Raw genomic sequence first — 25,034 nt, forward strand, 5'->3', positions numbered from 1 at the left:
ACGACTCCGCCCAAGAAGGCGATCGCAGGTACGAAACGGAAGGAGTCCGACACCAGAAAGACGTCGTCGGAGGGGCCCCGCAAGAAACAGGCGACCGAAACCACCACGGTCGCGCGTCCGGACCCGGTCATGGAAGACCTGACCTTCACTTATCCCGGCCTGAGCACGGTCAAGAAGGGAGGCGAAGGCGCCTTCATCGATGCGCGGCTCAAGCTGCTGAGTGGCAGCGATACCGACGACGGCACCACCTTCGTGGCCGCACACGGCGAGGACGATCCCGGTGCCGTCGAATGGCTCATGCGCGCGGTGTGCGTCTTCTCGGAGAACGCCAAGGTCATGACCGAAGCGGGTATGACGTTCGGTCCGGCCATCCCGCGCCTCCTCAAGCAGGCCACGCATCCGGGCCGGAAGCCCTTCGACGCTCTGAACAGGGACTTCGAGAAGCAGGCGCTCCAGGTCAGCGGATGGACCAAGGGGATCCTCCTCTGGACTCTGAAGCTCCCGTCGCAGGAATCACTGGAGAAGCTGCAGAGCATCTACTACTCGAAATCTCGTGCCACGACCACGACCATGGCTCTCGACGTACCCGAGATCGGCCCTCTCGACAAGGCAGTGCTCCGCACGCAGTTGTGGACCAGCCTCGAAGAACTCCTCGACAACCACAACAAGGGCTGGGCGCAGACCGAAGAACGCTCCATCCGGGAGATCAGGCGGGTCGCGAACGTCATCCAGGACGTTGTGGAACTCGCCTTCGGCAAGTTCGTCCTGGCGAGACCCGACAGCCCCTACCACTCCGGGTTCAAATACTCCGACAAGATCGTCAGCACCACGAGCCGGGACGTGAGCCCGAAGGCGCTGAAGAACTTCCTGAAGAACCGTTCGGACGTCGTCGGCAACGACAAGAAGTTGGCCGTGTACGAAAAGGCGAACTATGACCCCGGACGCCGCGAAGACGTCGAGGCCCGGGACGCGATCCTGGACGAAATGGTCAAAACCAGTGCGTTACGGAAGAAGGTGGTCAGAGCGGTCCAGACGAACGGGGCGCACAGTCCCGGCACGGGCACCATCTACGTCCAGCCCTTCATCTCGACGCAGGGCAAGAAAACCGACGAGCTCTGGCAGCAGTCCCGCACCATGATGCACGAGTTCCTGCACTTCCTCACGCACCCGCAGTTCAGGAAGGTGGCGAGGAGCATCGACCAGCGGCAGGTCATGATCGAGGGCGTCACCGACCTGCTCACCGCCCTGATGTTCCGCAGGTTCGTCGACGTCGTGCGCCAGGCTCCGGTCCTCACCCCAATAGTCCTGGGCGGCCTGCCCTACGCGGCGCCGCCCGAGCATCTGTTCCAGGTGGGCTACCGCAGCGCGGGAACCGCAGCGGGGCAGATCTTCGACGAGGTCGGGTTCGAGAACATCGAGGCGGCCTACTTCCTCGGGGCCACGACGTACATCGGCGTGGAAAAGAAGAAGAAGGAGAAGAAGACCGAGGAGATGGAGGTCCTGTGAGCCTCAGGAAGACCAAACGCGAGGCGCTCGCGGAGGGCCCCACGCTCGACGACCGGCTCGCCGCCGAGGACGTCGAGCAGCTGTTCCGCGACCTGGAGTCGCAGGTACGCGGGGACGACATCGGCTACCCGTCCCGCTGGGGCGACGTGGCGGACGCCGACCCGGCCGAACGGCGGTGGGTCGTGCACGGTCTCGACCTGCTGGCCCGCAACGCCGACGGCGCCGGTCCCGGCTTCTCCGGACCCCGGGCGGCCTCCCTGATCGTCGACCGGGCCCGGTGGCGGCGCTTCGAACCGGGCGCGCCGCGCTTCGAGGAGGAGGTCATGTCGGTCAGCGGCTGGCTGGAGGCGGCCCTCACGTCCTCCCTCGCCCTGCCCGGCGCCGCCGCGCTGACCCGGCTGGCGGAGATCCACGGCCGCGACCCGTCCGGTGGGGCGTTCGACGCGGCGGCGCTGACCACGTCGGTGCTGCCGGGGCTGAAGGCGGAACTCGCCGGGGAGGCCCTCTGGTGGGAGGCCTCGTCCGAGCCGGAGGACCTGGCGTGGATGGAGTCGGTCGCCGCGTCCATCCAGCAGTTCGTCCGCGACCAGGGGCCGTCGTTCCCCACGGCCCACGTCGCGGGTCCGCTGTACGACGGCTTCGACTACGCCGCGAGCGTCATCGACGCCCGCGCGGCCGACGACGACGAGGACGCCCGGCCGGCCTTCCTGCGGCGGCGCGTCCACCTGACCGGCGCCCTCTATTCGGCCGGATACGACCACACCCGGCCCGATCACCGGGAGACCCTCGACGACCTGCTCGACGAATGGCTCGCCGACGACCCTGAACTCGACGACCTGGCCGGCCTCCTGCTCGGGAACTCGCCGTCCCACGAGGCGGGGGAGCGCACCTACGTCCACCTGCCGGCCCACGTGCCCACCGGGGCGTGGGGGCCGAGGGAGTTGTGGCGGCCCCACCTCCACGCGCTGATGGTGCACGAGTTCGTCCACGTCCTGGCCCACCCCGACTTCACCGAGGCGACAGAGGCCGCGGCCCGCGGCCCGATCCTGGCGGAGGGGATCGCCGACCTGCTCACCGCCGACCTCCTCGACGCCCTGACGCCCGGCCAGGGGTGGACCATCCACGGGTCCGCCGCGGAGACCCGCGACCTGGCCGGGGCCGACCAGGTGAAAGCGGCCTACTACCTCGGCCGCGTCGACTTCATCGGTCTCGACTAGGAGAGAGCTGGACCTGCGTGTTCAACAAGAAGAAGTCGAAGAAGAAGCAGAAGGCCCCGGCGCGCCCCGCCCAGGGCCCGCCGGTCCAGGCCCCGGCCAACCAGGTCGCGTGGAACCGCACCGTTCCGGCACCCGCCTTCGACGGCCCCGCCCATGACTTCATCCAGCGCCGCCCGACGCCCAGGATCCCCGTGGAGATCCCCGCGGACATCGAGTTCGACGTCGACTTCGACCTCGAAAGGGAGCTCTCCTCCGACGCCGACGGCGGCCCGATCGACGAGTTCACCCTCGGCCTCGACGCCGATTTCGACACCGGCTTCGACACCCGGTTCGACATCGACGTCGCCCCCGTCGAGACCGTCCCCCAGATCACGACGACCACGACCCGGCCCACCCTGACCTCGGCACGGGCGCGCTCCCCTCGCGGCTCGCTCGACGACGAGACGCGGGTGAAACTCAACTATCTGCGTGACCTCGACTTCTTCCACACCCTGTGGGAGTACTTCTACGACCCGCGGACCGGAGAGATCCGGCCGGACCGCAACCCCAAGCTGGTCTACGGCCTGATGAGCGCCGACCTGACCGACCAGACCTATCTGGCCACGCCCATCGACCCCGCCGAGGTCCAGGAGTTCGTCGACCTCGGCGCCCAGAGCACCGTCTACTTCTGCGCGCCCCAGGAGTACGAAGGCGACCTGGAGACCGCGCTCATCCTGGGCGACTACCTCCATGTGATGAACACCGTCGTCTTCTTCAAGGAGGCCGACCTCCACCGGCGGATGCGGCGTCTGGTCGTCAACGTGCGGTCACAACAGACCGCCCTGCTCCTGGCCAGGAAGTTGTCCCTGGTCTTCGCCGACGGGGAGATCGGCGCCAACTTCGTCAAGTTCAAGGTGCTCCTCCAGTCCACCAAGACCGACGACCCGCCCAAATACGACAAGCTGGTGCTCTACTACCTCGTCGGCGACGACCCCGGCGACCGCTCCGACGTCGTCGGGAGCAGGCTCCTGGCCAAGGTCAGGGACGGCGTCCCGCCCGGTGAGGGCGAGATGAACATGAGCCCCTTCTACTCCCGGGTGGCCTATTTCGTGGGATGGGCGGAGGAGCCCAAGCACAACATGCCCGGCGGCCCGACGGACGACAGCTTCACCCAGAGCCGAGCCAGGATCGTCCAGTCGGTGATCGAGAGCACTCCGGCGGTGGGCACCTCGAAGGAGCTGGCGGTGAAGGTGTACCAGGCCATCGAGGGCGCCGGGCTCCCGTGGAAGTCCCCGCACCGCCACGAGGAGCCCAGCTAGAGGCCGAGGTACTCGGTCCGGCCGAAGAAGAACGCCACCTTCAGCCGGTCGGACCCGAGCTCCTCCAGCAGCCTCGCCGCCGGGCCGTCGCCGGGCGAGGCGCCCTCGCCGTATTCGGCGGTGAACAGGGCGACCAGGTCCTCCTCCAGCCATCCGGCCCGCTCGCGGAACCCCGGATGGGCCAGCACGTGGAGGAAGGCGTGGGTCAGCAAGGTTCTGTCCGCCGCCGGGACGAAGACCTCCCGCCCCGGGCCGTGGGAGGCGTCCCGGGTGATCAGCCGCCCGACCCGGTCGGCCAGGCCGGGGTCGGAGTCGAGCACGGCCGGGTCGCCGCCGAGCATGGTCACATAGGCGGCCCGCGCCGCCGCGCCGCCGGGCAGCTCGACGGAGTCGCGGACGCGGGAGCCCAGGTCGTAACCGTCGTAGAGCGGGCCGTCGTAGCGGTTGCCGGGGAACTCGGCCCGGAGCGCGGCCTGCACGGCGGCGCCCAGGTCGGCGGCGGCCAGCGGATCGAGCCGGCCTTCGGGGGCGGCGGCGAGGCGGCGGTCGACCTCCTCGGAGATCCACTCATGATCGGCCGGTACGACGGACAGACCGGCGGGCTCCGGCACGGTGAGCGTGGCGGGGAAGACCGCCTCGGTCCAGCCGCTCACCGCCAGCACCTCGCGCTCGAAGGCGGCCTCGCCCGGTTCGGCGGTGTGGCGGCGGGCATGGCCGACCAGCCGGGCCACGGCGGGTGTGCGCTGGTAGTCGCCCGGGTTGCGGGTCAGCAGGTGGAGGGCGTGGATCAGCCAGGCCTGCTGGGGCAGGGACATGGCGGCGACGTCGATCCAGTGGGAGCCGAACGGGCCGTGGCCCAGCAGTTCGGCCTCCAGCGACCGGAACGCCGCCTCGCCGCCGTTGCGCAGTCGCTCGGCCAGGCTCGGGGGCTCGGTGCCGCGTTTGGTCTTGGTCAGCGCCATCTGCCGTCCTCGGGGAGTGGGATCACTGCGTGTCCATGATCGCCAGGCGTCTGACGTCGCCGAGGAAGTAGCCGATCGCCACGTTGCCCCGGCCGAGTACCTTGGTGATCTGCTGTGCGTCGGCGCCGTCCTGGCCGTAGCCGACCCTGAGGTAGGGCTCGGGGGCGGGCGTCCACGGCGTGCCGGGGCCGAGGATCAGGTCCCGCACGTCCTGGTCGGCGGCGGCGTGGTCGGACAGCCGCTGCAGCACCAAGGCGGTGAACACCTCGACGAAGCCCTCCTTGAGGATCTGCGGCTGGTGGACGTGCTGGGCGGCGTCGACCACGTTGGGGTGGGTGATCCGGTGCATGAACTCGTGGATCATGGTGCGCGTCATCCGCCACCGCCACTCCGCCCGTGACTGCACGGCCGGGTTCGGATAGCAGGGCAGCAGGTAGGTCATGCCGTCGGCCGCCGCGTGTTGCGGCGTGTGGTTGATCAGCCGGCCCACCTTCCGGGCGAAGTCGGCGTCGCTCAGCAGGTCGGCGTAGATCTGCCGGAGCGACTCCTGGTCGGCCGTCCGGCCCGGGTGGTAGTTCGCCGCCGTCATGGGCGCCTCGTAGGCGGGGTCGCGCCCGACGCGGGTGCCCCGGTTCTCCATCCAGCCGAGCAGGCCGTCGTGGTCGACGGCCACCTCCTCCGAACTGGTCAGACAACCCGAGTAGGGAGCGCCGTAGAGGGGGCCGTCGGCGTAGGCGAGAGGGAAGGGGGCCAGCACCTCGCAGATGAATCCCTCCAGGAAGTCGGCGATCCGCCTCACCTCGGTGAAGTCGACCCGTTCGAGCCGCTCGCCGGGTGGTGGGTCCCACGGCCTGAGCTGCTGGTCGAGCACCCTGGTCAGGGACTTACGCAGCCCGGTGCGCAGCAGCTCCGGGTTCAGGGGCCCGATGACCTGCGGCCGGCCCGGCAGCCCGCCCGGGAAGTAGAGCCTGTTGAGCGCCGTGAGAATCTGCGGCCTCACCGCCATCGGGACGCTGCACAACGAGGCCTGCATCCAGCCGCCGCACAACACGACCTCGTTGACGAACCCGTCGCCGGGCGTGCCCGGCGGGGTGAGCACACCGCGCCGGACCACCTTGATCAGCCGCCGCACGACCGTGGGCAGGTCGACACCCAGCTCGGTCAGCTTCCCGGCGTTCGCGCCGTAGATCGTCAACGCCCGCACCAGCCACGCGAGCTGGCTCGGGGTGAACGTCTCCGCCAGCCGCCGGCCGAGGTCGGCGTTGGTCTGGCCGAGCGCCGCGCAGAGCTGCTGGAGAGAGCCGGCCATCCCGACGCGGTTCAGCAGCGCCGAGGTGTTCCGGTAGTCGATCCGGACGACGATCGAGGTGCCGGGGTAGGCGTGGTCACGCGTCGCCTGCTCCAGCACGGGCAGCGGGTCGATCTCCTGGATCTCGATCGTCTCGGCGGGTGCCTCGAAGTAGACCGGCTGCGGTTCGCTCCTGCCGACCGGCGAGCGGCTGCGGGACTTCCTCATGTCAGGACCGTTCCAAACACATGGGGAGACGGCTGTGATCTTGGTGGGGGCACGGCTTCATGCTCCACCACTGATCACGGCCGTCAAACTAACCCATAGGCGATAAGTCCGTCCCTTACGCCTGCCCGCAGAGCGCCGTGACGGTGACGGTGACGGTGCCGTTGGTGTTGTTCACCGGGAACAGGACGCTCACGGCGTCGTCGAGCGGCCCGCCGGTCTGGGAGAAGAGGCGCGCCCAGGCGACCGAATGGGGGTTGAGCAGGGCGATGTACTGGGCCGAGACCTGGTAGTCGGAGTCGAGCAGCACCTTGCCGGAAGGGCACTTGGCGATCGTCGTACCGGCCGTGTTGGCGGGGAACCTGTTGGTCGCGACGACCTTCTGCAACCCGGCGACGCCATCGGCCCCCCGCTCACCCCGCGGCCCCTGGTCGCCCTTCGCCCCCTGAGCGCCGGGGAGCCCCTGCTCCCCTCGCGGTCCCGTCGCGCCCTGCGGCCCCGCCTCCCCTCGCGGCCCCGTGGCGCCCTGCGGTCCCGCCTCTCCTCGCGGCCCCGTTTCTCCTCGCGATCCCGTGTCTCCTTGCGGTCCCGTCGCGCCCTGTGGCCCCGGCGCTCCTTGCGGCCCGCTTTCTCCTTGCGGTCCGGTCTCTCCTTGCGGTCCGGTCTCTCCTTGCGGTCCGGTCTCTCCTTGTGGTCCCGGTTCTCCCTTCGGACCGGCGGGGCCCTGTGGTCCGGCCGGACCCTGCGCGCCCGCGGGGCCCTGTGCGCCGGTGCGGCCCATCGGGCCGGTGGGGCCGGTCTGGTTCCAGGTGATCTGCTGGTAGCCCATCGGGCATGTGTCGCCGGGCGGCTCGGTCGGCAGCGGCCGCAACATCGTCTGCTCGATCGGCCCCGGCACCCGGAGCACCCCGTCGGCCCCGACACAGGCGGTGATCCGCATGTCGTCGGCCACCGCGACCGCCACCCCGGCCCCGCCCGCGACCAGTCCGGTGGTGATGCCCACGGCCAGCCACATCGCCCGTTCTCTACCGCGACGCATGTCGTCTCCCCTGTCGAAGGTGGTGTCCCACGCTAGGGAGGGGCAGGGCGAGGGGGCGTCCCCCTGACGGATCGGGAAGGTCATCCGGCAGGGGGATCTCGTCACCCTCGTTCAGTTCTGGGCGGGGGCCAGCCGGTCGCGCAGGCGGCGGCACTCGCGGGTGAAGCGGCTCCGGCCCGTGCGCGCCGCGAGGGCGGTGATCTCGGGGATCTCGCCGGTCGCCCCGATCCACGACGCGAGCTCGGTCGCGAAGGCGACCGCCTCCGACTGGGGGGTGGTGGCGCGCTCACCCGCGCGGGGCAGCACGTGGGGCAGTAGTCCGCGCAGGACGGCCCACACCTGGTGGGGTGCGCCCTCCTGGGCCAGCTCGGACAGGGCGGCGACCAGCGGGCGGACGCCCAATTGCGCACGCCTGACCAGTTCGCCGAGCTGACGGCCGAGGGCCTCGACGGGGAGCGCGTCCTGCGCGGCGAGGTCGAGCAGCAGCCCGACCATCGGGTCGTCCGGGTTGCGGTCGACCAGGAGGAGGCCGAGGGCGACGGCGGTCGCGTCGCCCAGCGGGCCGTCGGCGGCGGCGCAGCGGCGGAAGGCGGCGACGGTGAGGCGCTGGTAGTGCCACGGCCCGGTGACCTGCGCCAGGCAGTTGGCCGAGGCCACCTCGCGGTGCGAGGGCACCATCGGGGCGTACCAGTCCGGGTGGCGGGCGAACTCGTCGGAGACGTGCCGGCCCGGCTGCGCCAGCATGACCTCGTCGATCAGCCGGTCGCCCGTGGGAGCCGCGAGCCGCAGCAGAGGCCGCACGCGGACGTGGTCGCCCTCTCCGGTCCATTCGACGCCGGTGACCGGGTCGGGCAGTCCGTCGCCGGCCAGCCACCCGGCCGCCGCCCGCGCCGCCGCCGAGCCGACCTTGGCGGCCCGTTCCGCCGCCGCCGGGTGGGCGCCCCTCGGCAGGCGCATCAGCGCCTGGGCCAGGTCGGCCGGGAGCGGTTCACGCCCGGCTTCGGCGCAGGTCTCCAGCCGGTCGACCAGGACCTCCGGGTCGAGGTGGCCGTTGTCGAGAGTCGGGGTCGCCAGCAGGACGGGCGGGAGCACGTCGTCGCGCAGCGCGTCGTACAACTCACTGAAGCGGTGCAACAGGAACAGGTGCAGCGGCGTCACCCGCCGGGGTTCCGGCAACCGCTCGTGGCCGCGGGTCTTCGCCGCAGGGTCGTCGACCAGGCCGTGCATCGCCTCCGGCAGGTGACCCGTGAAACCATAGGCGGCCACCCCGCGCCGGGTCGTGGGTTCCTCTTCAAGAAGGATCTCCACCTCTTCGTGTCCGGAGAAGACGTGGATCGGACCCCTGACCACCGAGTCGCCCGACGCGTCTTCGTCGGGTGCGGCGTACACCTGCAGCTGCATGACCTGGTGGCCCCACGGCCAGGATTCGGCGGGAGGTTCCTCCGGCGCCCACCCGGGGGTGAGGAGCTCGGCCGACAGGGCCTCCATCCAGTCGCGGGGATCGGCCCACACCCAGGACCGGTGCCACCAGGGGTCGCGGCGCCTCAGTGCGCTGCGGAGCGCGGCGCGGTCGCGGGTGGCGTCGCGGGTGAAGGCGGCGAGCCAGCGTTCGGCGGCGATCCACGTCGAGACCGGCTCGCGGACGGCCGACGACGACGGTTCCGGGAACGGCTTCGGCGCGGGGACCGCGGGCAGCGGCGGGAACGTCACGGCCGGCGCGGGCTCCTCGAACGAGGGTTCGCCGGGGAAGCGGGTCGTCAGGAGGGCGGCCAGATCGGCGGGCAGGGTCGCGATCCCGTCGGCGACCAGCGAGCCGTCGGTCACGTGCTTGAGCGTCAGGTCGACCGCTCTCGACTGGACGTCGAACGACGTGTGCCCGTAGGCCGTCACCAGCGCCGGACCGAACTCGGCCGCCGCCGCCGACGGGGTGCGCTTCAGTTCGGCGTCGAGCCAGCGCAGGCCGATCGTGGCCAGTTTGGCCTCGGCGCGGAACGTCAGCGACTCGACCGCCTCGACCAGGTCGGCGCGGTCGATCGGGAACACGGCCTTGACCTGCCTGGCGGCGAGTTCGGCCACCGGGCCGGGCGAGGAGGGCAGCAGCCGCAGGTAGTCGCGCAGGCGGCCCGCGCTCTCCTCGGGGGTCGGGGCGAGCAGGTCGTGGAGGCGGACGAAGAAGCGCAGGTCCTGCGCCTCGCCGCCGCGCAGGAAACGGCTGACGCAGCCGTCGATGGCCTGGTCGCGGGGGACGTCTCTGCGCACCCGGGCCAGCCACCGGGTGGGGGCGGGGGTCAGGCGTTCGTCGCGCAGTTCGCGCCCGGCGCCCTCGGCGTCGAAGACCCGCAGGAGGAGGGCCGACGTCAGGGGGTCGTTGGGATGGGTCATCATCCGCAACCACGCCACCACGAGCGGGTCGTGGTCGGGAGGCTCGGCGCCGGAGGCGCGCAGCAGGGCCACTGCCAAGGGCGCGATGCGGTCGTCCGGACGGCGGATGCGGCGCGCGAGCCGTACGGCGACGTCCTGCTGCCACTCGACCGGGCGGGACGCGGCGACCCTGACGGCGTCGGCGACGTTGAGGCCGAGGGCCCGGCGGCGGTTGACGTCGCGGCCGGTGATGAACGAGACGGCGGCGGCCGGGCCGGTGATGGTGCCGAGGCCGGCCAGCAGCAGCGCGGTGGCCAGGCCGTCGAGCATCTCGTCGATCTCGAAGCCCTCGTCCCACGCGCGCTCCCAGTCGGCGGCGTAGTCGCGCCGCGCGAGCTCGGCCGTCTTCTCGGCGCGCAGGTCTTTCACCAGGCCGGGTAACGCGCGGCCGATCTCGCCGCGTTCGGCCTCGGTCAGGGTGAGCAGACGCCTGCCGAGCTCGTGGACCTGGTTGCGCCGGATCAGGTCGAGGATCTGCCTCACGGCGTGACCTCCACGTCGCCGCTGAAGAACCTGAGGGCGGAAAGGGTCCGTTCGCGGGACGTCGGAAGCTCGGGAGTCGCTGAGGTCATGTCCCCGGACCTTAGGCACACCGACCGACAAACTCGGAGAACGCCAAGGCCGATTCACCGGAGCCGATTCTCTCGGAAAATCCCCCGAATCCCGTCATGGCGGTTGGCTAGTTTGGAGGGCACACAGGGGAGGTCGGAAATGCAGCACATGCGTGTGTCCGACGCGGAGCGCGACCGCGCCTGCGCCGTTCTGCGTGAGCACTACGCCGTCGGGCGGCTCGACGACCAGGAACTCTCGACCCGGCTCGCGGCCGCGCAGACGGCGGTGACGTGGGGGGACCTCAACGAGCTGATACGCGACCTGCCGCCGATCCCCGGCATGCCCCTGATGCCCTCGGCCCATCCCTACACGCCGCCCCCGCCTCCTCCTCCGGTGACCTACGCGCCTCCCGCCTACCATCCGCCGCAGCGCGACCACGACGTGGGCAAGGCCTACCGGACCGCCGCCTGGGTCAGCTTCGCCCTCGGGTTCGCGAGTTTCGGGCTCATGTGGATCCCGGCGCTGGCCTTCGCCGTGCTCGGCCGCCGGGCCAGGGAACGGGGCCGCGAAGACCACAACACGGGCAAGATCATCGCCGTCGTGACCGGCGCCGCGCTGCTGTTCACCCTGGTGGCGCTGCCCGCCGCGTTCGACGATGACGACGACGGCGACGACTGGTCGTCGGAGTCGATCGAGGCGCCGCCGCCGGTGGAGTTCGACGACGAATCCGACATCCACGAGGTCGTGATGAAGGTGGTCGCCGACCGGCCCGACGCGACCGCCGCCGACTTACTGATGAACGCCGAGGGCAGCGAGGTGGCCTCCGGCAAGGGCCTGGTGCTGCCCTTCGTGAAGGAGCTCGACCTCGCCAGCCTCGACGACCTGAACGTGGAGGCCGAGGCGGTCGACGGTGTGAAGCTGACCTGCCAGATCACCGTCGACGGCGTGGTCGTGGCCGAGGGCAGGCCCGATTCCGGCGACGGCGGCTGCACCGCCGCCTACAGCGGCTGACCCTTCCGGTACCGGGTCAGCCAGCGGTCGATCTCGGCGAGCGGCGCGGGGTCGACCGCGTAGAGCCGCCGCGCCCCGTCGACCCGCACGGTCGCGAACCCGTTCTCGCGCAGCACCCGGAGGTGCTGCGACACGGCCGGCTGACTGATGCCGAACTCGGCCTGGACGACCGCGCCCACCTCCCCGGCGGGTTGTTCCCCGCCGGCGAGCAGTTCGAGGATCCGCCGCCTGACGGGATCTCCCAGGACGTCGAAGGCGTGCATCCGACTACCTTATATAAGTGACCACTGATACGGACCGCCTGCCCTTCCCCGCCGACCCGACCCCGGAGCAGCGGGCCGCGATCGACCGCATCACGGCGGGCCCGCGCGGCGGCGTCTCCGGCCCGTTCGTGCCGTTGTTGCGCAGCCCCGAGCTGATGACGCGGCTGCAGCTCGTCGGGGAGACGATCCGGTTCGGCGGCGTGCTCGACGAGGACCTCGTCGAGGTGGTCGTGCTCACCGTGGCCCGGCACTGGGACCAGCCCTACGAGTGGGCCTTCCACCACCCGATCGCCCTGGCCAAGGGCGTGCCGCCGGCCGACGTCGAGGCGGTCGGCAGAGCCGAGCGCCCGTCGGACGGCCGCCTGGCCGTGATGTGGGACCTGGTCGACGAACTGCAGCGCACGAAGGACGTCTCCGACGCCACGTACGCCGAGGCGGTGGCGGTCTTCGGCGAGGAGCGGGTGGTCGCGGCGGTCGCCACGGCCGGCTACTACACGACACTGGCCATGGTGATGAACACCGCGCGCACGCCGCCGCCCGAGGGGCTCAGCGCCGCACTCCCGGAGGCCACACCCCCACGTTGAGGAAGCGGTGGGCGTACGAATAGGCCACGAGCTGACTTCGGTTGGAGCAGGCGAACTGGTCGAGGAGTTTGCTGATGCGTTCGGCCACGGTGTGCCGGCTGAGGTGCATCTCGCGGGCGATCCGGGTGGTGGTGTAACCCCGGGCCAGCATGACGATCAGCCATCGGTCGCGATCATTGATCAGGTCGTCGTACGCAAGATCCATTAATGAACTCCTCGCGTGATCGCTTGCGTTTCGAGCGTAGGTTCGCGCGCTTAACCGCCGGTATTGCGAGGCCTTGCGGCCGGTTTGCCCGTCAGGATCGACGTGTAGAGCCGCTTGAGCACGGGGCTGGGGTCGATGCCCAGCTCTCCGGCCAGGCGGCGGCGGACCGCCTCGAACTGGGCGAGCGCCTCGGGGGCCCGGCCGCAGCCCGCCAGGGCGGTCATCCGGGCGGCGATCAGGCGTTCGCGGGCGGGGAAGAAGGCGGCCAGGTCGTCGAGCCGGGTCAGCACCTCGACGAAGGCGCCGCGTTCGATCTGGAGCTCGGCCCAGTCCTCGTTCACCGCCAGGTGGAGGTCGGTGCAGCGGGCCACCGTCTCGTCGATCAGGGGCACCCCGGCGAACTCGGCCAGCGGGCGGCCCCGCCACAGGTCGAGGGCCCGGTCGAGCAGGTGCAGGGCCGCGTCGCCCGCGCCGCGGCGGCGCATCTCGCGTCCGGCCGCCGCGAGGTCGCGGAAGCGGAGCAGGTCGAGTTCGTCGCGGCGGGCGTCCAGGCGGTAGCCCCAGCCCTCGAAGGCGATGCGGTCGCCGAGGCGTTTGCGCAGCTCCGAGACGTACACCTGGAGGTTCTTGCGGGCCGTGGCCGGGGGGCGGCCCTCCCACAGGGCGTCGATGAGGTGGTCGGTCGGGATCACCTCGTTCGGGTTCGACAGCAGGATCGCCGCCAGCAGGCGCGACTTCCTGGCGCTGATCTGCACGGGCACGCCGCCGACGCGGAGGTCGAGCGGCCCGAGCACCCGGGCGTCGAGAGCCGTGGCCCGGCCGCCCAGCAGGAGGAAGCCCGACAGGTCGACGCGGGTGTTCTCGCGGTGCAGCCGCCGGACCATCGCGAGCGTGGCCATCGAGACGTCGTCGACGCCGGCCTTCGACTCGAACCAGCGCCAGTCGCCGTCGGGGTTGACCTCCAGGAACACCGGCCCGTCGCCGGTGAGCAGGAAGTCGAAGGCGCCGTAGCGCAGCCCCCACAACTCGGCCAGGCGGTGCACGGCCTCGGCCACCTCCGGGGGCGCCGCGACGGGCGTGACGGTCACCGAGTCCTCGTCGCGCCAGATCGCCGCGGGTGACGGCTTCCCGACCCGGAAGGCCCTGATCTCGCCGTCCACGTGGTAGACCCGCAGTTCGGTGGTGTGCTCAACGTACTCCTGGACGATCATCGGCACGTCCCGCGCGCGGAAGGCGGTGCGTTCGCCGATCTCGGGGAAGACGCCTTCCAGCAGGTTCGGCTCGGCCTCCACGAAGTGCCTGCTCAGGGCCTTGACGACGATCTTCCGGCAGGGGAGGGCGGCGTTGCCCGGGTCGGTGGTGACGATCGTGCGCGGCACCCGGACGCCGGCCTTGGCCGCGCCGTCGAGCTGGGCCAGCCTGCCGGGGTCGAGGCCGTCGGGGATGCGTACCGAGGAGAGGGCCGTCACCTGGTCGACCAGGGCGACCCATGACTCGGCGCGGAACAGGGCGTGGGCCTCCTTCTCGCCGCACAGCCCGAAGTGCCGCACCCACACGACCGTCGGCAGGATGCGGCGGCCGTCGATGGTCAGGGAGCCGTCCTCATGGCGGGTCAGGTCGGCGACCGAGCCGGCGTCGATGCGCACGCTCGGCACGCCCAGGGTGCGCAGGCCGCGTTGCAGCCCGGCGAACTCGCCCATGCCCGCGCGGTCGGCCAGCACCACGCACGGCAGCACGGTCCGGGGATCGTCGTCGTCGGGCAGCCGCCAGCTCACGCCGCGCGCCGCCACCGGCATCCGCAGGGTGTAGGAGCCCGTGTCCATGGGCCGATGGTGTTCGCACGCGGCCGGGAGACACAATCAGGCCTCTGCCGTTCGGCATAAGCCCACTTTCGTGGGGTTGTCCGGCCCACTGATCACGAGCCCATACTCAAGCCATGAGTGACGTGGTGACGGCCACGGGGCTTACCAAGCAGTACAAGGGCATGAACCGGCCCGCGGTCGACGACGTGTCGTTCGACATCGCGCCAGGCGAGACCTGCGGACTGCTCGGCCCCAACGGCGCCGGTAAGACGAGTCTCATCAAATTGATCTGCGGTGTCACCGCCCCTACCTCCGGGGACGTCCGCGTGTTCGGCGTGGACCCGATCCGCCAGCCGGTGGAGGCCAAGAGCGGCATCGGCGCGATGCACCAGACCGCGCCGTTCGACATGATGTTGCCCGCCCTCGACAACCTGCACATCGCCGCCAGGTTCCGCGGCCTGAAATGGCGCGCGGTCGAGCCGTGGGCGATGGAGGTGGCCGGGTTCCTGGGCCTCACCGAGGCCCTCGACCGCATGTGCTTCCAGCTCTCCGGCGGCCAGCGCCAGCGCCTCCAGCTGGTCAGGGCGCTGCTCAGCATCCCCCGGCTGCTGATCCTCGACGAGCCGTCGGCCGGTCTGGACGTCGCCGGACGCCGCCAGGTCGAGAAGTTCGTCACCTGGCTGCGCGAGGAGCATGGCGTCACCATCCTGTGGACCACCCACCACATCGAGGAACTGGAGCGCAACTGCCAGCGGGTCCTGGTCATCAACAAGGGCCAGGTGGTCAGGTTCGCCAAGCCGCGCGAGATCGTCGAGGAGTTCGGCAGCACCCACGTGCAGGTCAGCGTGGAGGACGAGCCGGCCCGGCTGCTGGTGGAGGACTGGGCGCGGGGCGCGGGCCACGAGATCTCGACCGGCGAGAACGAGGTGCGCATCCACGGGGCCAAGGCCCAGGAGGTGCTGCCCGCGCTGGCCGGTCTCGCGGTGACGGGCGTGTCGACCGTGTCCGACTCCCTCGAAGAGGCGTTCCTGCGGATGACGGAGAAGGTGACCGCGTGAGCACCCCCGCCGACCTGCTGACGTTCGAGCACAAGCCGCCGCCGCCCGGGACCGCGCGGCAGGCCGACCTGGGGGCCGTGGTCTACCGCGAGTGGGCGCTGCTGGCCCGCAACCGGGTCTACCTGATCCTCGGCCTGGCCCCGATGCTCATCTACCTGCTGCTGGTCAACACCTCGCTGAGCAACCTGGTGCAGACCGTGGAGTACAAGGGGCTGGCCGTCGGGTTCGCGGTGTTCCTGCTGCCGATGACGCTGGGCATGTCGGTGGTCAGCGCGGCCGGCACCTCGGCCATGGCGATCTTCCAGGAGGAGATGAGCGGGGTGGCGACGCAGCTCTGGTCGTACCCGCTGAGAAGGTCGCGGTTCCTGATGGGCAAGATGATCGCCGGTGTGTCGCTGGTGCTCGGGCAGAGCCTGCTGGGCCTCATCGCGGCGGTGCTCATCTTCGAGTTCCCGTTCGACCTGGAGGGCTGGCTGGCCCTGCTGGTGACGCTGGCGCTGGCGTCGCTGGCCATCAACGGGCTCTACCTGGCGGCGGCCATCACGGTCACCGACTACCAGGCCTTCATGGTCGGCTCGAACCTGTCGCTGCCGGTGCTCGTGTTCAGCGCGCCGTCGATGTACACCTACGACAGCATGCCGACGGTCCTGCAGTGGTTCTCCCACGTCAACCCGCTCACCTACGCCATCAACGGCATGCGCGACGCCAGCCTGTTCGGCTTCGCGGAGGCCGGGCGCGACATGGCGATCCTGGCCGTGATGGCGATCGTCGGCTACACGATCGGCGGCCGGGCGCTGCTGAACCGGGCCCGCAACATCTGATTCCCGAAGGGGCGAGACGATGTCCAGAACGACGTGGCTGCAGTCGGCCGCCGACGCCTCGAAGGTGCTGTTGCCCGGCACCGACCGGGCGGTCGGACCGGCCCGGACGCTGGAGATGGCCGGGCGGGCCGCCCCGCTGGTCGGGATCACCCGGGTGGCCGACATCACCCGGCTCGACCACATCGGCATCCCGACGTTCCAGGCGATCCGGCCGGCGTCCCGCACGCTGGCGGTCTCGCAGGGCAAGGGGGTCACCCCCGACCTGGCGAGACTGTCGGCGATGATGGAGTCGATCGAGCTCTGGCACGCCGAGCAGCCGATGCCCGCCCACACCGTCTCGCCCCCGAGGGAACTCGACCTCGGCTACGACGTGGCGGCGCTGCCGCTGTCGTCCCCGACCGTCCTGCACGAGGGCCTGCCCATCGCCTGGGTGCCCGGCCGGTCGCTCGTCGACGGAAGTGAGACCCTGGTTCCCCGTGACACGGTCACGTTCCGGCTGACCCGGAAGACGGGCTGGAACGCCCCGGTGTTCTTCGAGTCGACCAACGGCCTGGCCAGCGGCAACACGCTCGTCGAGGCCACCCTGCACGCGCTCTACGAGGTGGTCGAACGCGACGCCGTCACCGCCTGGCTGACGGGCCGCGACAAGGGCGAGCTCGTCGACGCCCTGTCGATCGGCTCACCGGTGATCGACGTGCTCTGCGAGCTGATGGCCCGCGCCCGCGTCACGATGGAGTGCCGCTCGGTGCCCTCGCCCACCGGGCTCTCGGTCTTCGTCGTAAGGATCACCTGCGACGACTATCCCCCGCCCTTCATGGGGTACGGCTGCCACCTCAGCGCCGAGATCGCCCTGTCCCGGGCCATCACGGAGGCGGCGCAGTCGCGGCTGGCCTACATCTCGGGCGCCCGCGACGACCTCAAGGCGGGCGCGCAGCGGCAACTGGCGAGCGAATATCCGGCGCTGGTCGAAGGCGGGGCCGGCATCCAGGAGGCGCCCGCGCGCGGCAGCCTCGTCGACGACCTGGACGACGTCGTGAAACGCGCCGCCGTCGCCTTCGGGCACGCGCCCATGGTGGCCGACCTGACCCGCGCGGACATCGGCGTGCCGGTGGCCCGCGTGCTGGCCCCCGGCAGCCGCGTCATCCCGGAGGTGTTCTGATGAAGGTGGTCGTCTACACGGGGCCGACCCTGTCGGCCGACGACGTGCACGCCGTGCTGCCCGAGGCCCGGGTCGTGCCGCCCGCCGCACGCGGTGACCTGCTCAAGGAGGAGTGGAGCCCCGACGACACCGCCGTCATCATCGACGGCTACTACCGCGAGCGGCTCTCCGTCGGGCACAAGGAGATCCTCTGGCTGCTCAACGAGGGGGTGCACGTCATCGGCGCGGCCTCGATGGGCGCGCTGCGGGCGGCCGAGCTGGCCCCGTTCGGGATGACCGGGGTGGGCGAGGTCTACGAGATGTTCTCCTCCGGCGTGGTCGACGGCGACGACGAGGTCGCCGTGCTGCACGGCCCGGCCGAGCACGGCTATCCGGCGGGCACGGTCGCGCTGGTCAACCTCCGTCACGGGGTGGCCCGGGGGACCGTCGACGCCGCGGCGGGCGAACGCATCGTCGCCGCCGCCAAGGCCCGGCCGTTCACGCACCGGTCGTGGGAGGAGCTGGAAGAGGCGGTCGATCCGGCCGACCGGGGGGCGCTGGCCGTACTGAGAGAAGAGAAGTGGGACGTCAAGCGGCTCGACGCCCTGGCGGCCCTCGACGCGGTGGCCGGGCCCAGAACCGATGTGGCGGGCGCCTGGTCGGCCGACATCGCGCTGACCGGGATCACCCACTACGAGGCGCTGAAGTGGCGCTCGGCCCGCGACCTCGACGTCATGAACGCCGCCAGGCTGTTCGCGCCGGAGTATCCGGAGGTGCACGCGTCGGTGCTCGCCGAGCTGCTGCCCGGGTTCGGCGGCGAGGCCCACGCGCGGGAGAAGCTCGGCGTCTACGGCGACGAGATGCCCCCCGAGCTGGGGAGATGGCTTTCGCCCGAGGAGCACGCGCTCGACCTGCCCGAGCGGCTGCGCCTCGTGATGATCCGGGTCTGGCCGGTCTGGCAGTCGGAGGACTGGCGGCGGGTGGTGCTCGACCGGCTGCGGCGGCACCCGAAGTGGCCCGAGTGGAGCGAGCTCGTCGACGCCGCCGAGACGGCGCGGGCCACGGCCAGAGCGGCCACTCCGCCGCCGGAGTTCTGCGCGCGGTTGTTCCTGCGGCACTGGAAGACCGCGCCGCCGCACGTCGAGATGGCCCGGCGCGGCTTCTACGGCATGGACGACCTCGGCCGCACCGTCACGCCGTTCTTCCCCCTGGACGCCCAGCGGAGACGCTGATGCGCATCCCCCGCGCGGATCCCCATCCGGTCCTCCGCCGGATGCGCGAGGAGACGCCGGTCGTCAAGATCGACGGGGCCTGGTACCTCACCCGGTACGCCGACGTGCAGCGGGCCCTGCTCGACCCGGCGATCGGACGGCAGGTGGTGGTGCACGAGGGCGTGGACGACCCGCTCGCCATGGTGCGCCGGAACATGTTCAACCTCGACCCGCCCGACCACACCCGGCTGCGGCGGCTGATGGCCCCCGCGTTCGGGCCGCGTACGGTCGCCCGGCTCGACCGGCGCATCGGCGAGATCACCGCCGAGCTGGTCGCGGGCCTCGACGGCGAGGTCGACGTGATCGAACAGCTCGCGCTGCCGCTGCCGATCCTGGTGATGGCCGACCTCATCGGCTTCCCCGCGGCGGACGCGGCCCGGCTCCGGGTCTGGAGCGACGCGATGTTGCGCAGCTACCACGCGCCGAGGATCAGGGTGGCCGGGCTGGCCTTCGTGCGCTACATCGAGAAGCGCGTCGCCGAACGGCGCGAGCAGCCGCGCGGCGACCTGCTCACCCACCTGGCGCTGAGCCCCGAACTCGACCACGAGGAGCTCGTGTCGAGCGTGTTCCAGTTAGTCATGGCGGGTGACGAGACGACGGTCAACCTGATCGGCAACGGCGTGCTGGAACTGCTGCGGCATCCCGGGCAGCTGCGCAGGCTGCGCGCGGACCCCGGGCTGATCGGCTCGGCCGTCGAGGAGGTCATGCGGTTCAACGGGCCGGTCGGGCACTCCCGGCCGCTCTACGCGCTCACCGACGTGACCTTCGGCGACGTGGTCATCCCCAAGGGGGACATGATCGTCCCGGTGCTGCTGGCCGCCAACCGCGACCCGGCGGTCTTCCCCGACCCCGACGTGTTCGACGTCGCCCGCACCCCCAACCGGCATCTCGGCCTCGGCCACGGCATCCACTTCTGCCTGGGCGCGGCGCTGGCCCGGCTCCAGGCGCGGGCCGCGATCGGCGCGCTGGTCCGCCGCCCGCTGGAGCTCGCGGCCGACCCCGCCGGCCTGGAGTGGACCCCCGACCTGTTCATCCACGGCGTGCGCCGCCTTCCCCTGCGAGTGGGCCCATGAAGAATCTCTCGGCCATGGCCTTCGGCTTCGCCGGTTCCCAGATCCTGTACGCCGCCACGAAGCTCGGCCTGCCCGACGTGCTGGCCCGAGGACCGATCGACCCCGGCACCCTGGCCGGTCAGGTGGGGGCCGACCCCGGAACGCTGCGCCGCCTGCTGCGCGCGCTGGTCGTGCTCGACGTGGCCGTCGAGATCCCGCCGGACCGCTACGCCCTGTCGGCCTTCGGCCAGCCGCTGCGCACGGGCCACCCGAGGTCGATCAGGTCGAGCGTGCTGCTCCTCGGCGACCCGGCCACCTGGCGGGCGTGGGGCGCGCTGACAGAGTCGGTGCGGACCGGCGAGACGGCCTGGGACCACGTCCACGGAAAGCCGCTCTTCGAGCACCTCGCCGGCTCGCCGGACCTTTCGGCCGTCTTCAACACCGCCATGCGCGAGGGCACCGGCCAGGTCGCCGACCTCATCACGTTCGACTTCGCGGGCCGGACCGTCGTGGACGTGGGTGGCGGGAACGGCACCCTCCTGGCGTCGATCCTGGCGCGCACCCCCGAAGCGCGGGGTGTGCTCTTCGACTCGGCCGAAGGGGCCGCCGACGCCCCGCGGGTGCTGGCGGAGGTCGCCGACCGGTGCCGGATCGAGCACGGCGACTTCTTCGACGCGGTGCCCGAGGGCGACGTCATCGTCCTCAAGGGCATCCTGCACGACTGGGACGACGACACCTGTGTCCGGTTGCTCCGGGGGTGCCGCAAGGCGTTGCGGCCGGGCGGGCGGTTGCTGGTCGTCGAGCCGGTCATGCCCGAGCGCCTCACCGCGGAGGAGACGCCGGGTGTGGTGATGAGCGACGTCGCGATGCTCGTCTACACCGGGGGGCGCGAACGCACCCGGGCGGAGTTCGCCGCCGTGCTGGCCGCCGCCGGTTTCACGTTGACGCGGGTCGGCGAGTGTCTGGGCGGGTCGTCGATCAGGGTCGTGGAGGCGGCCGGAGACTGAGCCGCATGAGTATGCCGTCCCTGAGGGCGGCTCTCATGAGTAAGTGCGCTGCTCTGGTGAGCGTTTTCATATGCGCGCATCCTGTGCCTGTGTTGCAGAAACGGGCAATCCAGGTAGTCAGGTGACACATCAGGCCGAATTGGCCCTCTCGGTCGAGGCGATGCCCGTCAGGGTGGTCGTCGGCGATCCGGACCGGGGGGTTCGGGCCAGACTCAGAGGATCGCTGCACATGGGCAACGGCGTCCACGTCGTCGGCGAGGCCGGCGCCGGGACCCGGCTGAGCGACCTGGTCGCCCGCCAGCGGCCCCGGGTGGTGGTGGTCAGCGCCGCGCTGATCGACTCCGGGGTCGACTTCGCCCTCGCGGTCGAGGCGCTGACGCGGTGCCGCAGCCACGTCGTGCTGGTCGCCGACGACCTCGACGAGGAACTGCTCGGCCGGGCGCTGCGGGAGGGGGTCGGCGGGTTCGTGCACCGCCCGTCGCTCTTCGCCGAGATCGTGCCGGCGATCCGGCTGGTCGCGGCCGGGCACACGTTCATCTCCACGGCGATGATCACCCGGCTCAGAGACCGCATCGCGGGCGCGATGACCGGGGTCGACCACCACCTGGCCGCGCTCACCCGCCGGGAGGCCGAGGTGCTGGCCCTGGTCGCCACCGGTCTTTCGAACGCCCAGATCGCCGACCGGCTGGGCATCGGGGCCGGGACGGTGCGGTCACACCTGGCCAGGATCCTCGACAAGCTCCAGGCGGCCAACCGCGCCCACGCGGTCGGCATCGCCTACGAGCTGGGCTTCATCGCGCCCAGGCGAACTGGCTGATCGCCTGTTCGGCGGTCAGCGGCTCCACCGGGTCGTCGACCATGGCCCGGAAGACGGCGTGGTGGTCGCGGACGGCCGGGATGAGCGCCTGGCCGTGGAACAACTCGGCGGCCAGGCCGGGACTGCTCAGCATGGCCCGGCCCACCTTGGCGTCGCCGCCCTTGCGCGGCCCGGCCACCGCCATCCGCCACGACCGGTCGGCCACCTCGGCGACGGCCCGCTGACTCGGGCCCTCCTCGGCGATCCGCACCGCGGTCATGGCGGCGACGGACATGCCGTGCGAGTAGACCGGGTTGACGGTGACGACGCTGTCGCCGACGGCCAGGAAGCCCTCCGGGAGCGTGACGTCCTCGAAGCGGCGACGGCGGTTGGCGGTGTCGTGGCAGGGGCGGATCGGGCCGACGGGCTTCGCCTTCGCGATCAGGTCGGCGATGACGGGATCCCTGAGCTCTCGCGCGTACGCGAGGAAGCCCGCCTCGTCGAGAGGGGGGTCGCCGGTCATCGTGACGATCCACCGGCCGCCCTCGATGGGGAACAGGGTGCCGCCCCTGGCCGGGGTGTACTTGGGATGGACCATCACGGCGGGGATGTCGCCGGGGCCCTCGTAGAGGCGGGTGGCGTAGGAGACGCCGGAGGGCACGCTGACCTCTTCCACGGGGGAGACCCCCAGGGCGGCCAGCCAGCCGGGAGCCTGGGATCGGCGCCCGGTCGCGTCGACGACGAGATCGGCCCTGACCGACCCCGTTCGGGCGATCTCCGGCAGGTCGCTGAGGGGCATGCCGGTTGTGGTGCGGAGCTTCGCGAGCCTGTCCGCGTGGCCCCTTCCCGGTCTTCTGATCTCGGCGCTGATACGGACGCCGGTGACCTTCCCCGCGTCGCCGGTCAGCCCGGTCGCGGTCACCCCTTGGACGACCTCGATGCCGGCGTGTCTTCTGACCACCTCGTCCAGGAGGGGTCTGCTGCAGGCGATCAGGTCGGCCTCGGTGCGGACGCGGTGGAACCAGCCCTCGCCGGAGAAGATCAGGCAGTCGCCGGGCATGTTGCGGCGGTGGGCGCCCGCGTCCAGGAGGTCGTCCACGACCCCGGGCAGGAGCCGGTCCAGGGCGCGGATGCCGCCCGTCACCAGCACGTGGTTGTGGTGGGACTGCGGCAGCCCCCGCCTCGGGCGGGGGCTCGCCGGGTAGTGGTCGGTTTCCAGGACCACGACCTCGTCCGCGTGCCGGGTCAGCGCGACGGCGGCCAGCACTCCGGCCAGCCCGCCGCCCAGGACCACCACACGGGTCATCACGCCTCTTCGAGGAGCATGCCGTTCTCGACCATCGAGCCGATGAACTGGTTGACCTCGGTCACGATGCGGCGGCTCACCGCGTCGTTGCCGCGCGCGTAGGCGCGGGACATGGACAGGGCGATGGGCTCGCGCTCGCCGGTCTGCTCGACCATCATCCAGATCTTGGAACCGGTCTCGTTCAGGGTCGAGAACGCGCCGGTCTCGGTGTGGTAGAGCGACACGCCGTCGGCGGTCTCCTGCCAGATCACGGCGTCGCTGATCGTCAGAGCCATGGTCATACCTCGCTTAAACAGGCGTGATGGGAAGCAGCTTGCCGACCTTGACGGGCTCGCGCATCGGCGGGACGTAACGCGTCCAGTCGTCGAAGACGGGGTGGATCGTGTCGTCGGCCACCAGGCGCGGGGTCGTCATGACGTCGTTGTTCCTGGCCAGTTCCGCGCCGGTGGCGCCCGACTCCAGCCAGAGCTGGGTGGCGATGCCGTGGCGCAGGATCCGGCACTGGTGGCGGCTGTTGCGCTTGATGTCGAGCGACTCGGCCATGTGGGAGGCCCGGCAGCCGCCGCCGCACGACGCCTTGATGTAGCAGCGGGCGCAGTCGGCGTGGTATTCGCCGCCGAGCACCGAGCTGGTGCGCATCTCCTTGAGCACCGGCGCGCCGAAGATCTCGGCCAGCGACTGCTCGCGCACGTTGCCCGCGTAGTGCTCGTGACCGGTGACCAGCTTGCACGGGTAGACGTCGCCGAGCGAGTTGATGTAGATCTCGTTGCCGCCCATGCCGCAGTTGGCCTTCACGGCACACGGGCCGAGCGGCCGGGGGCCGTCGGGGCTGAGCTTGCCGGCCGCCGGGGAGGTCCACGCGATCTCCTGGATCCGCATGTGGTCCTGCCACCCGAAGTCGGCCTTGTCGGTCACGCCCCGGCCGAGCTTGTTGTGGTACATCAGCCGGATGCTGTGGACCTCCAGCCCCTCGATGAACTGGGCGAAGTCCTCAAGCTCGTCGATGTTCTCCGACGTCACGATGTGGTTGATCTTCGGAACGACGCCGACCTGGTTCAGCAGCCGAAGCGCCTTGTGGGTCTTGGCGAACGAGCCCGCGCCGCGGGTGCGGTCGTGGGTCTCGGCTGTGCCGCCGTCGACGCTCACGGTGACCGAGTTGAACAGGTCGGCGAACCGCTGCGCCGTCTCCAGCTTCCTGATCATCGTCGCGTTGGTGACGATGTTGCACTTCAGACCCAGCGACCTGGCGTGCTCGACGATCTGGAAGAGGTCCTTGCGGAGCATCGGCTCGCCGCCGGTGAAGATGACGTACTCGGCGCCGAACTCGGCGATCTCCTCGATCAGGCGCAGCGACTCGTCGGTCTTCAGCTCGTTCGGCAGGCACTTCTCCGAGGAGGCGTAGCAGTAGGGGCAGCGCAGGTTGCAGCCGTCGGTGATCGCGTAGTAGGCCTGCTTGAGCTTCGGCTCCTGGAAGGCCACGTTCGGGCGGTGGCCGTCGTAGTAGACGACGTAGTTCAGGATCAGCTTGGCGAGGGCCTTCTCGTTCTCCAGCGTCTCGTCGAGGGGAAGGGCACGGGCCAGCGCCGTCAGCACGCCGAACTCCCGCGACGTCAGCACCACCCGGCCGCCCGAGTGCGGGTTGACCACGAGACGTCTGTCGTCGTGGACGAAATAGGTGAGGCCCTCGGGGACCTCGAACAGGGCGCGGTTCTTGACCAGCTTCCCCGGCATGTCGCTCTCCCTCCCTCGTCACCGCGTGGACGCGGCCCCGCTTTCGGCGTCCGGGGCCGCGTCCGCGAACTGGTGGTGCCTAGTTGGCCGCGCCGGAGCCGGAGCCCGACCAGGCGCCGCAGAGGCAGTCGGCCGCGGCGGCCATGGTGTGGGCGACGACCTCGGGCTCGGACCACTCGCCGTCGGCGCTCGCACCGGCGGAGACGCCGGCCAGCACGCCCGGGAGGGCGTTCGGCAGCTTGTCCTTGAGGGAGATGAGCAGGTCGACCTCTTCACGGGTCAGGGTGGCGAACGCCTCCTCGACCTCGGCGGCGAGCTGGGAGTTGAGAATGCCGGCCTGACGCAGTTCCTCAGTGGGATCGAAGGACATGCCTTCACCTCTCTAGCGATCGGGTTGCGTTGCGAGTCGAGTATGTGCCGGTGACGCGCGGGCCGGACAACCCCACAAATGTGGGCTGACGTGCGGAAAAGAACCCACGAA

At 71.0% G+C, this 25,034-nt stretch carries 23 protein-coding genes; 12 read left to right on the forward strand and 11 right to left on the reverse strand.

The window, feature by feature from the left end; all coding sequences use genetic code 11:
* Window positions 1-129 precede the first annotated feature (129 nt).
* From QSK34_RS16375 to QSK34_RS16385, 3 genes are read left to right on the forward strand one after another with little or no spacing between them, the layout of a single operon-like run.
* Complete coding sequence (locus QSK34_RS16375) at window positions 130-1,506, forward strand: hypothetical protein (protein WP_285584998.1); 1,377 nt, start codon at window positions 130-132, stop codon at window positions 1,504-1,506.
* Window positions 1,503-2,723, forward strand: coding sequence for a hypothetical protein (locus QSK34_RS16380; RefSeq protein WP_285585000.1), 1,221 nt, complete (start codon window positions 1,503-1,505; stop codon window positions 2,721-2,723). Before QSK34_RS16375 ends, QSK34_RS16380 begins: the two co-directional genes overlap by 4 nt.
* Before the next feature lie 17 nt (window positions 2,724-2,740).
* The gene (locus tag QSK34_RS16385; protein ID WP_285585001.1) at window positions 2,741-4,021 is read left to right on the forward strand and encodes a hypothetical protein; all 1,281 of its coding nucleotides are present in this window, start codon (window positions 2,741-2,743) and stop codon (window positions 4,019-4,021) included.
* On the opposite strand, the gene QSK34_RS16390 is transcribed toward QSK34_RS16385, so the two are convergent.
* The 4 genes from QSK34_RS16390 to QSK34_RS16405 all read right to left on the reverse strand — a co-directional run bounded on the left by QSK34_RS16390 (window position 4,018) and on the right by QSK34_RS16405 (window position 10,439).
* Window positions 4,018-4,983 (reverse strand): hypothetical protein, encoded by a 966-nt coding sequence (locus QSK34_RS16390; RefSeq protein ID WP_285585003.1) that lies wholly within the window; start codon window positions 4,981-4,983, stop codon window positions 4,018-4,020. The two genes, QSK34_RS16385 and QSK34_RS16390, sit on opposite strands and share 4 nt — an antisense overlap.
* A gap of 22 nt (window positions 4,984-5,005) precedes the next feature.
* The gene (locus tag QSK34_RS16395) at window positions 5,006-6,499 is read right to left on the reverse strand and encodes a hypothetical protein (RefSeq protein WP_285585006.1); all 1,494 of its coding nucleotides are present in this window, start codon (window positions 6,497-6,499) and stop codon (window positions 5,006-5,008) included.
* 115 nt (window positions 6,500-6,614) lie between these two features.
* A complete protein-coding gene (locus tag QSK34_RS16400; protein WP_285585007.1) occupies window positions 6,615-7,535 on the reverse strand; it encodes a collagen-like domain-containing protein in 921 nt (306 codons plus the stop codon).
* 111 nt (window positions 7,536-7,646) lie between these two features.
* On the reverse strand, window positions 7,647-10,439 hold the full coding sequence (locus QSK34_RS16405; RefSeq protein ID WP_285585009.1) for a DUF7824 domain-containing protein: 2,793 nt from the start codon (window positions 10,437-10,439) through the stop codon (window positions 7,647-7,649).
* Window positions 10,440-10,667: 228 nt separating this feature from the next.
* On the opposite strand from QSK34_RS16405, the gene QSK34_RS16410 reads away from it, so the two are divergent.
* Complete coding sequence (locus tag QSK34_RS16410; RefSeq protein ID WP_285585011.1) at window positions 10,668-11,519, forward strand: DUF1707 SHOCT-like domain-containing protein; 852 nt, start codon at window positions 10,668-10,670, stop codon at window positions 11,517-11,519.
* Here the strand turns inward: QSK34_RS16410 and QSK34_RS16415 are convergent.
* The gene (locus QSK34_RS16415) at window positions 11,507-11,782 is read right to left on the reverse strand and encodes an ArsR/SmtB family transcription factor (protein ID WP_285585013.1); all 276 of its coding nucleotides are present in this window, start codon (window positions 11,780-11,782) and stop codon (window positions 11,507-11,509) included. The genes QSK34_RS16410 and QSK34_RS16415 overlap by 13 nt on opposite strands.
* Window positions 11,783-11,799: 17 nt before the next feature.
* Here QSK34_RS16415 and QSK34_RS16420 point away from each other — a divergent pair, with 17 nt between their 5' ends.
* Window positions 11,800-12,366 carry a carboxymuconolactone decarboxylase family protein gene (locus QSK34_RS16420; protein WP_285585016.1) on the forward strand — a complete coding sequence of 189 codons (567 nt, stop codon included), beginning with the start codon at window positions 11,800-11,802 and terminating at the stop codon, window positions 12,364-12,366.
* Here QSK34_RS16420 and QSK34_RS16425 read toward each other — a convergent pair.
* Window positions 12,329-12,571, reverse strand: a complete 243-nt coding sequence (locus QSK34_RS16425) for a LuxR C-terminal-related transcriptional regulator (RefSeq protein ID WP_062349263.1) — start codon at window positions 12,569-12,571, stop codon at window positions 12,329-12,331. The two genes, QSK34_RS16420 and QSK34_RS16425, sit on opposite strands and share 38 nt — an antisense overlap.
* Window positions 12,572-12,621: 50 nt before the next feature.
* Window positions 12,622-14,394, reverse strand: coding sequence for a BTAD domain-containing putative transcriptional regulator (locus QSK34_RS16430; RefSeq protein WP_285585019.1), 1,773 nt, complete (start codon window positions 14,392-14,394; stop codon window positions 12,622-12,624).
* 113 nt (window positions 14,395-14,507) lie between these two features.
* On the opposite strand from QSK34_RS16430, the gene QSK34_RS16435 reads away from it, so the two are divergent.
* The 7 genes from QSK34_RS16435 to QSK34_RS16465 all read left to right on the forward strand — a co-directional run bounded on the left by QSK34_RS16435 (window position 14,508) and on the right by QSK34_RS16465 (window position 21,537).
* Complete coding sequence (locus QSK34_RS16435) at window positions 14,508-15,431, forward strand: ABC transporter ATP-binding protein (protein WP_161481032.1); 924 nt, start codon at window positions 14,508-14,510, stop codon at window positions 15,429-15,431.
* On the forward strand, window positions 15,428-16,252 hold the full coding sequence (locus QSK34_RS16440; protein WP_161481033.1) for an ABC transporter permease: 825 nt from the start codon (window positions 15,428-15,430) through the stop codon (window positions 16,250-16,252). The genes QSK34_RS16435 and QSK34_RS16440 overlap by 4 nt, the downstream gene beginning before the upstream one ends.
* Before the next feature lie 19 nt (window positions 16,253-16,271).
* Window positions 16,272-17,411: a YcaO-like family protein gene (locus tag QSK34_RS16445; RefSeq protein WP_285585023.1), complete on the forward strand. Its 1,140-nt coding sequence runs from the start codon at window positions 16,272-16,274 to the stop codon at window positions 17,409-17,411.
* Window positions 17,411-18,622 carry a TfuA-like protein gene (locus QSK34_RS16450; RefSeq protein WP_285585025.1) on the forward strand — a complete coding sequence of 404 codons (1,212 nt, stop codon included), beginning with the start codon at window positions 17,411-17,413 and terminating at the stop codon, window positions 18,620-18,622. The genes QSK34_RS16445 and QSK34_RS16450 overlap by 1 nt, the downstream gene beginning before the upstream one ends.
* On the forward strand, window positions 18,622-19,734 hold the full coding sequence (locus tag QSK34_RS16455; RefSeq protein WP_285585027.1) for a cytochrome P450: 1,113 nt from the start codon (window positions 18,622-18,624) through the stop codon (window positions 19,732-19,734). Before QSK34_RS16450 ends, QSK34_RS16455 begins: the two co-directional genes overlap by 1 nt.
* On the forward strand, window positions 19,731-20,720 hold the full coding sequence (locus tag QSK34_RS16460; RefSeq protein ID WP_285585029.1) for a methyltransferase: 990 nt from the start codon (window positions 19,731-19,733) through the stop codon (window positions 20,718-20,720). Before QSK34_RS16455 ends, QSK34_RS16460 begins: the two co-directional genes overlap by 4 nt.
* Before the next feature lie 121 nt (window positions 20,721-20,841).
* Entirely contained in the window at window positions 20,842-21,537 is a 696-nt protein-coding gene (locus QSK34_RS16465; protein WP_161481038.1) for a response regulator transcription factor, read from the forward strand.
* On the opposite strand, the gene QSK34_RS16470 is transcribed toward QSK34_RS16465, so the two are convergent.
* From QSK34_RS16470 to QSK34_RS16485, 4 genes are all read right to left on the reverse strand, one after another.
* Window positions 21,512-22,822 (reverse strand): NAD(P)/FAD-dependent oxidoreductase, encoded by a 1,311-nt coding sequence (locus QSK34_RS16470; RefSeq protein ID WP_285585032.1) that lies wholly within the window; start codon window positions 22,820-22,822, stop codon window positions 21,512-21,514. The two genes, QSK34_RS16465 and QSK34_RS16470, sit on opposite strands and share 26 nt — an antisense overlap.
* Window positions 22,822-23,097, reverse strand: a complete 276-nt coding sequence (locus QSK34_RS16475) for a PqqD family protein (protein WP_062349273.1) — start codon at window positions 23,095-23,097, stop codon at window positions 22,822-22,824. The genes QSK34_RS16470 and QSK34_RS16475 overlap by 1 nt, the downstream gene beginning before the upstream one ends.
* A gap of 13 nt (window positions 23,098-23,110) precedes the next feature.
* Window positions 23,111-24,553, reverse strand: coding sequence for a StsB family radical SAM/SPASM domain sactipeptide maturase (stsB, locus tag QSK34_RS16480; protein WP_285585038.1), 1,443 nt, complete (start codon window positions 24,551-24,553; stop codon window positions 23,111-23,113).
* Between the two features lie 79 nt (window positions 24,554-24,632).
* Window positions 24,633-24,923, reverse strand: a complete 291-nt coding sequence (locus tag QSK34_RS16485; RefSeq protein WP_030454943.1) for a StsA-related sactipeptide RiPP — start codon at window positions 24,921-24,923, stop codon at window positions 24,633-24,635.
* Window positions 24,924-25,034: the final 111 nt, after the last annotated feature.

It is taken from the genome of Herbidospora sp. NBRC 101105 (genome assembly GCF_030269205.1).
Lineage (GTDB): Bacteria > Actinomycetota > Actinomycetes > Streptosporangiales > Streptosporangiaceae > Herbidospora > Herbidospora solisilvae.

Bases quoted from the DNA above. Each gene is read 5' to 3' on its own strand.
- QSK34_RS16375 (WP_285584998.1), top strand. From the start codon at position 130: ATGGAAGACCTGACCTTCACTTATCCCGGCCTGAGCACGGTCAAGAAG.
- QSK34_RS16390 (WP_285585003.1), bottom strand. From the start codon at position 4,983: ATGGCGCTGACCAAGACCAAACGCGGCACCGAGCCCCCGAGCCTGGCC.
- QSK34_RS16395 (WP_285585006.1), bottom strand. From the start codon at position 6,499: ATGAGGAAGTCCCGCAGCCGCTCGCCGGTCGGCAGGAGCGAACCGCAG.
- QSK34_RS16400 (WP_285585007.1), bottom strand. From the start codon at position 7,535: ATGCGTCGCGGTAGAGAACGGGCGATGTGGCTGGCCGTGGGCATCACC.
- QSK34_RS16410 (WP_285585011.1), top strand. From the start codon at position 10,668: ATGCAGCACATGCGTGTGTCCGACGCGGAGCGCGACCGCGCCTGCGCC.
- QSK34_RS16415 (WP_285585013.1), bottom strand. From the start codon at position 11,782: ATGCACGCCTTCGACGTCCTGGGAGATCCCGTCAGGCGGCGGATCCTC.
- QSK34_RS16425 (WP_062349263.1), bottom strand. From the start codon at position 12,571: ATGGATCTTGCGTACGACGACCTGATCAATGATCGCGACCGATGGCTG.
- QSK34_RS16430 (WP_285585019.1), bottom strand. From the start codon at position 14,394: ATGGACACGGGCTCCTACACCCTGCGGATGCCGGTGGCGGCGCGCGGC.
- QSK34_RS16435 (WP_161481032.1), top strand. From the start codon at position 14,508: ATGAGTGACGTGGTGACGGCCACGGGGCTTACCAAGCAGTACAAGGGC.
- QSK34_RS16445 (WP_285585023.1), top strand. From the start codon at position 16,272: ATGTCCAGAACGACGTGGCTGCAGTCGGCCGCCGACGCCTCGAAGGTG.
- QSK34_RS16450 (WP_285585025.1), top strand. From the start codon at position 17,411: ATGAAGGTGGTCGTCTACACGGGGCCGACCCTGTCGGCCGACGACGTG.
- QSK34_RS16455 (WP_285585027.1), top strand. From the start codon at position 18,622: ATGCGCATCCCCCGCGCGGATCCCCATCCGGTCCTCCGCCGGATGCGC.
- QSK34_RS16460 (WP_285585029.1), top strand. From the start codon at position 19,731: ATGAAGAATCTCTCGGCCATGGCCTTCGGCTTCGCCGGTTCCCAGATC.
- QSK34_RS16470 (WP_285585032.1), bottom strand. From the start codon at position 22,822: ATGACCCGTGTGGTGGTCCTGGGCGGCGGGCTGGCCGGAGTGCTGGCC.
- QSK34_RS16475 (WP_062349273.1), bottom strand. From the start codon at position 23,097: ATGGCTCTGACGATCAGCGACGCCGTGATCTGGCAGGAGACCGCCGAC.
- stsB (WP_285585038.1), bottom strand. From the start codon at position 24,553: ATGCCGGGGAAGCTGGTCAAGAACCGCGCCCTGTTCGAGGTCCCCGAG.
- QSK34_RS16485 (WP_030454943.1), bottom strand. From the start codon at position 24,923: ATGTCCTTCGATCCCACTGAGGAACTGCGTCAGGCCGGCATTCTCAAC.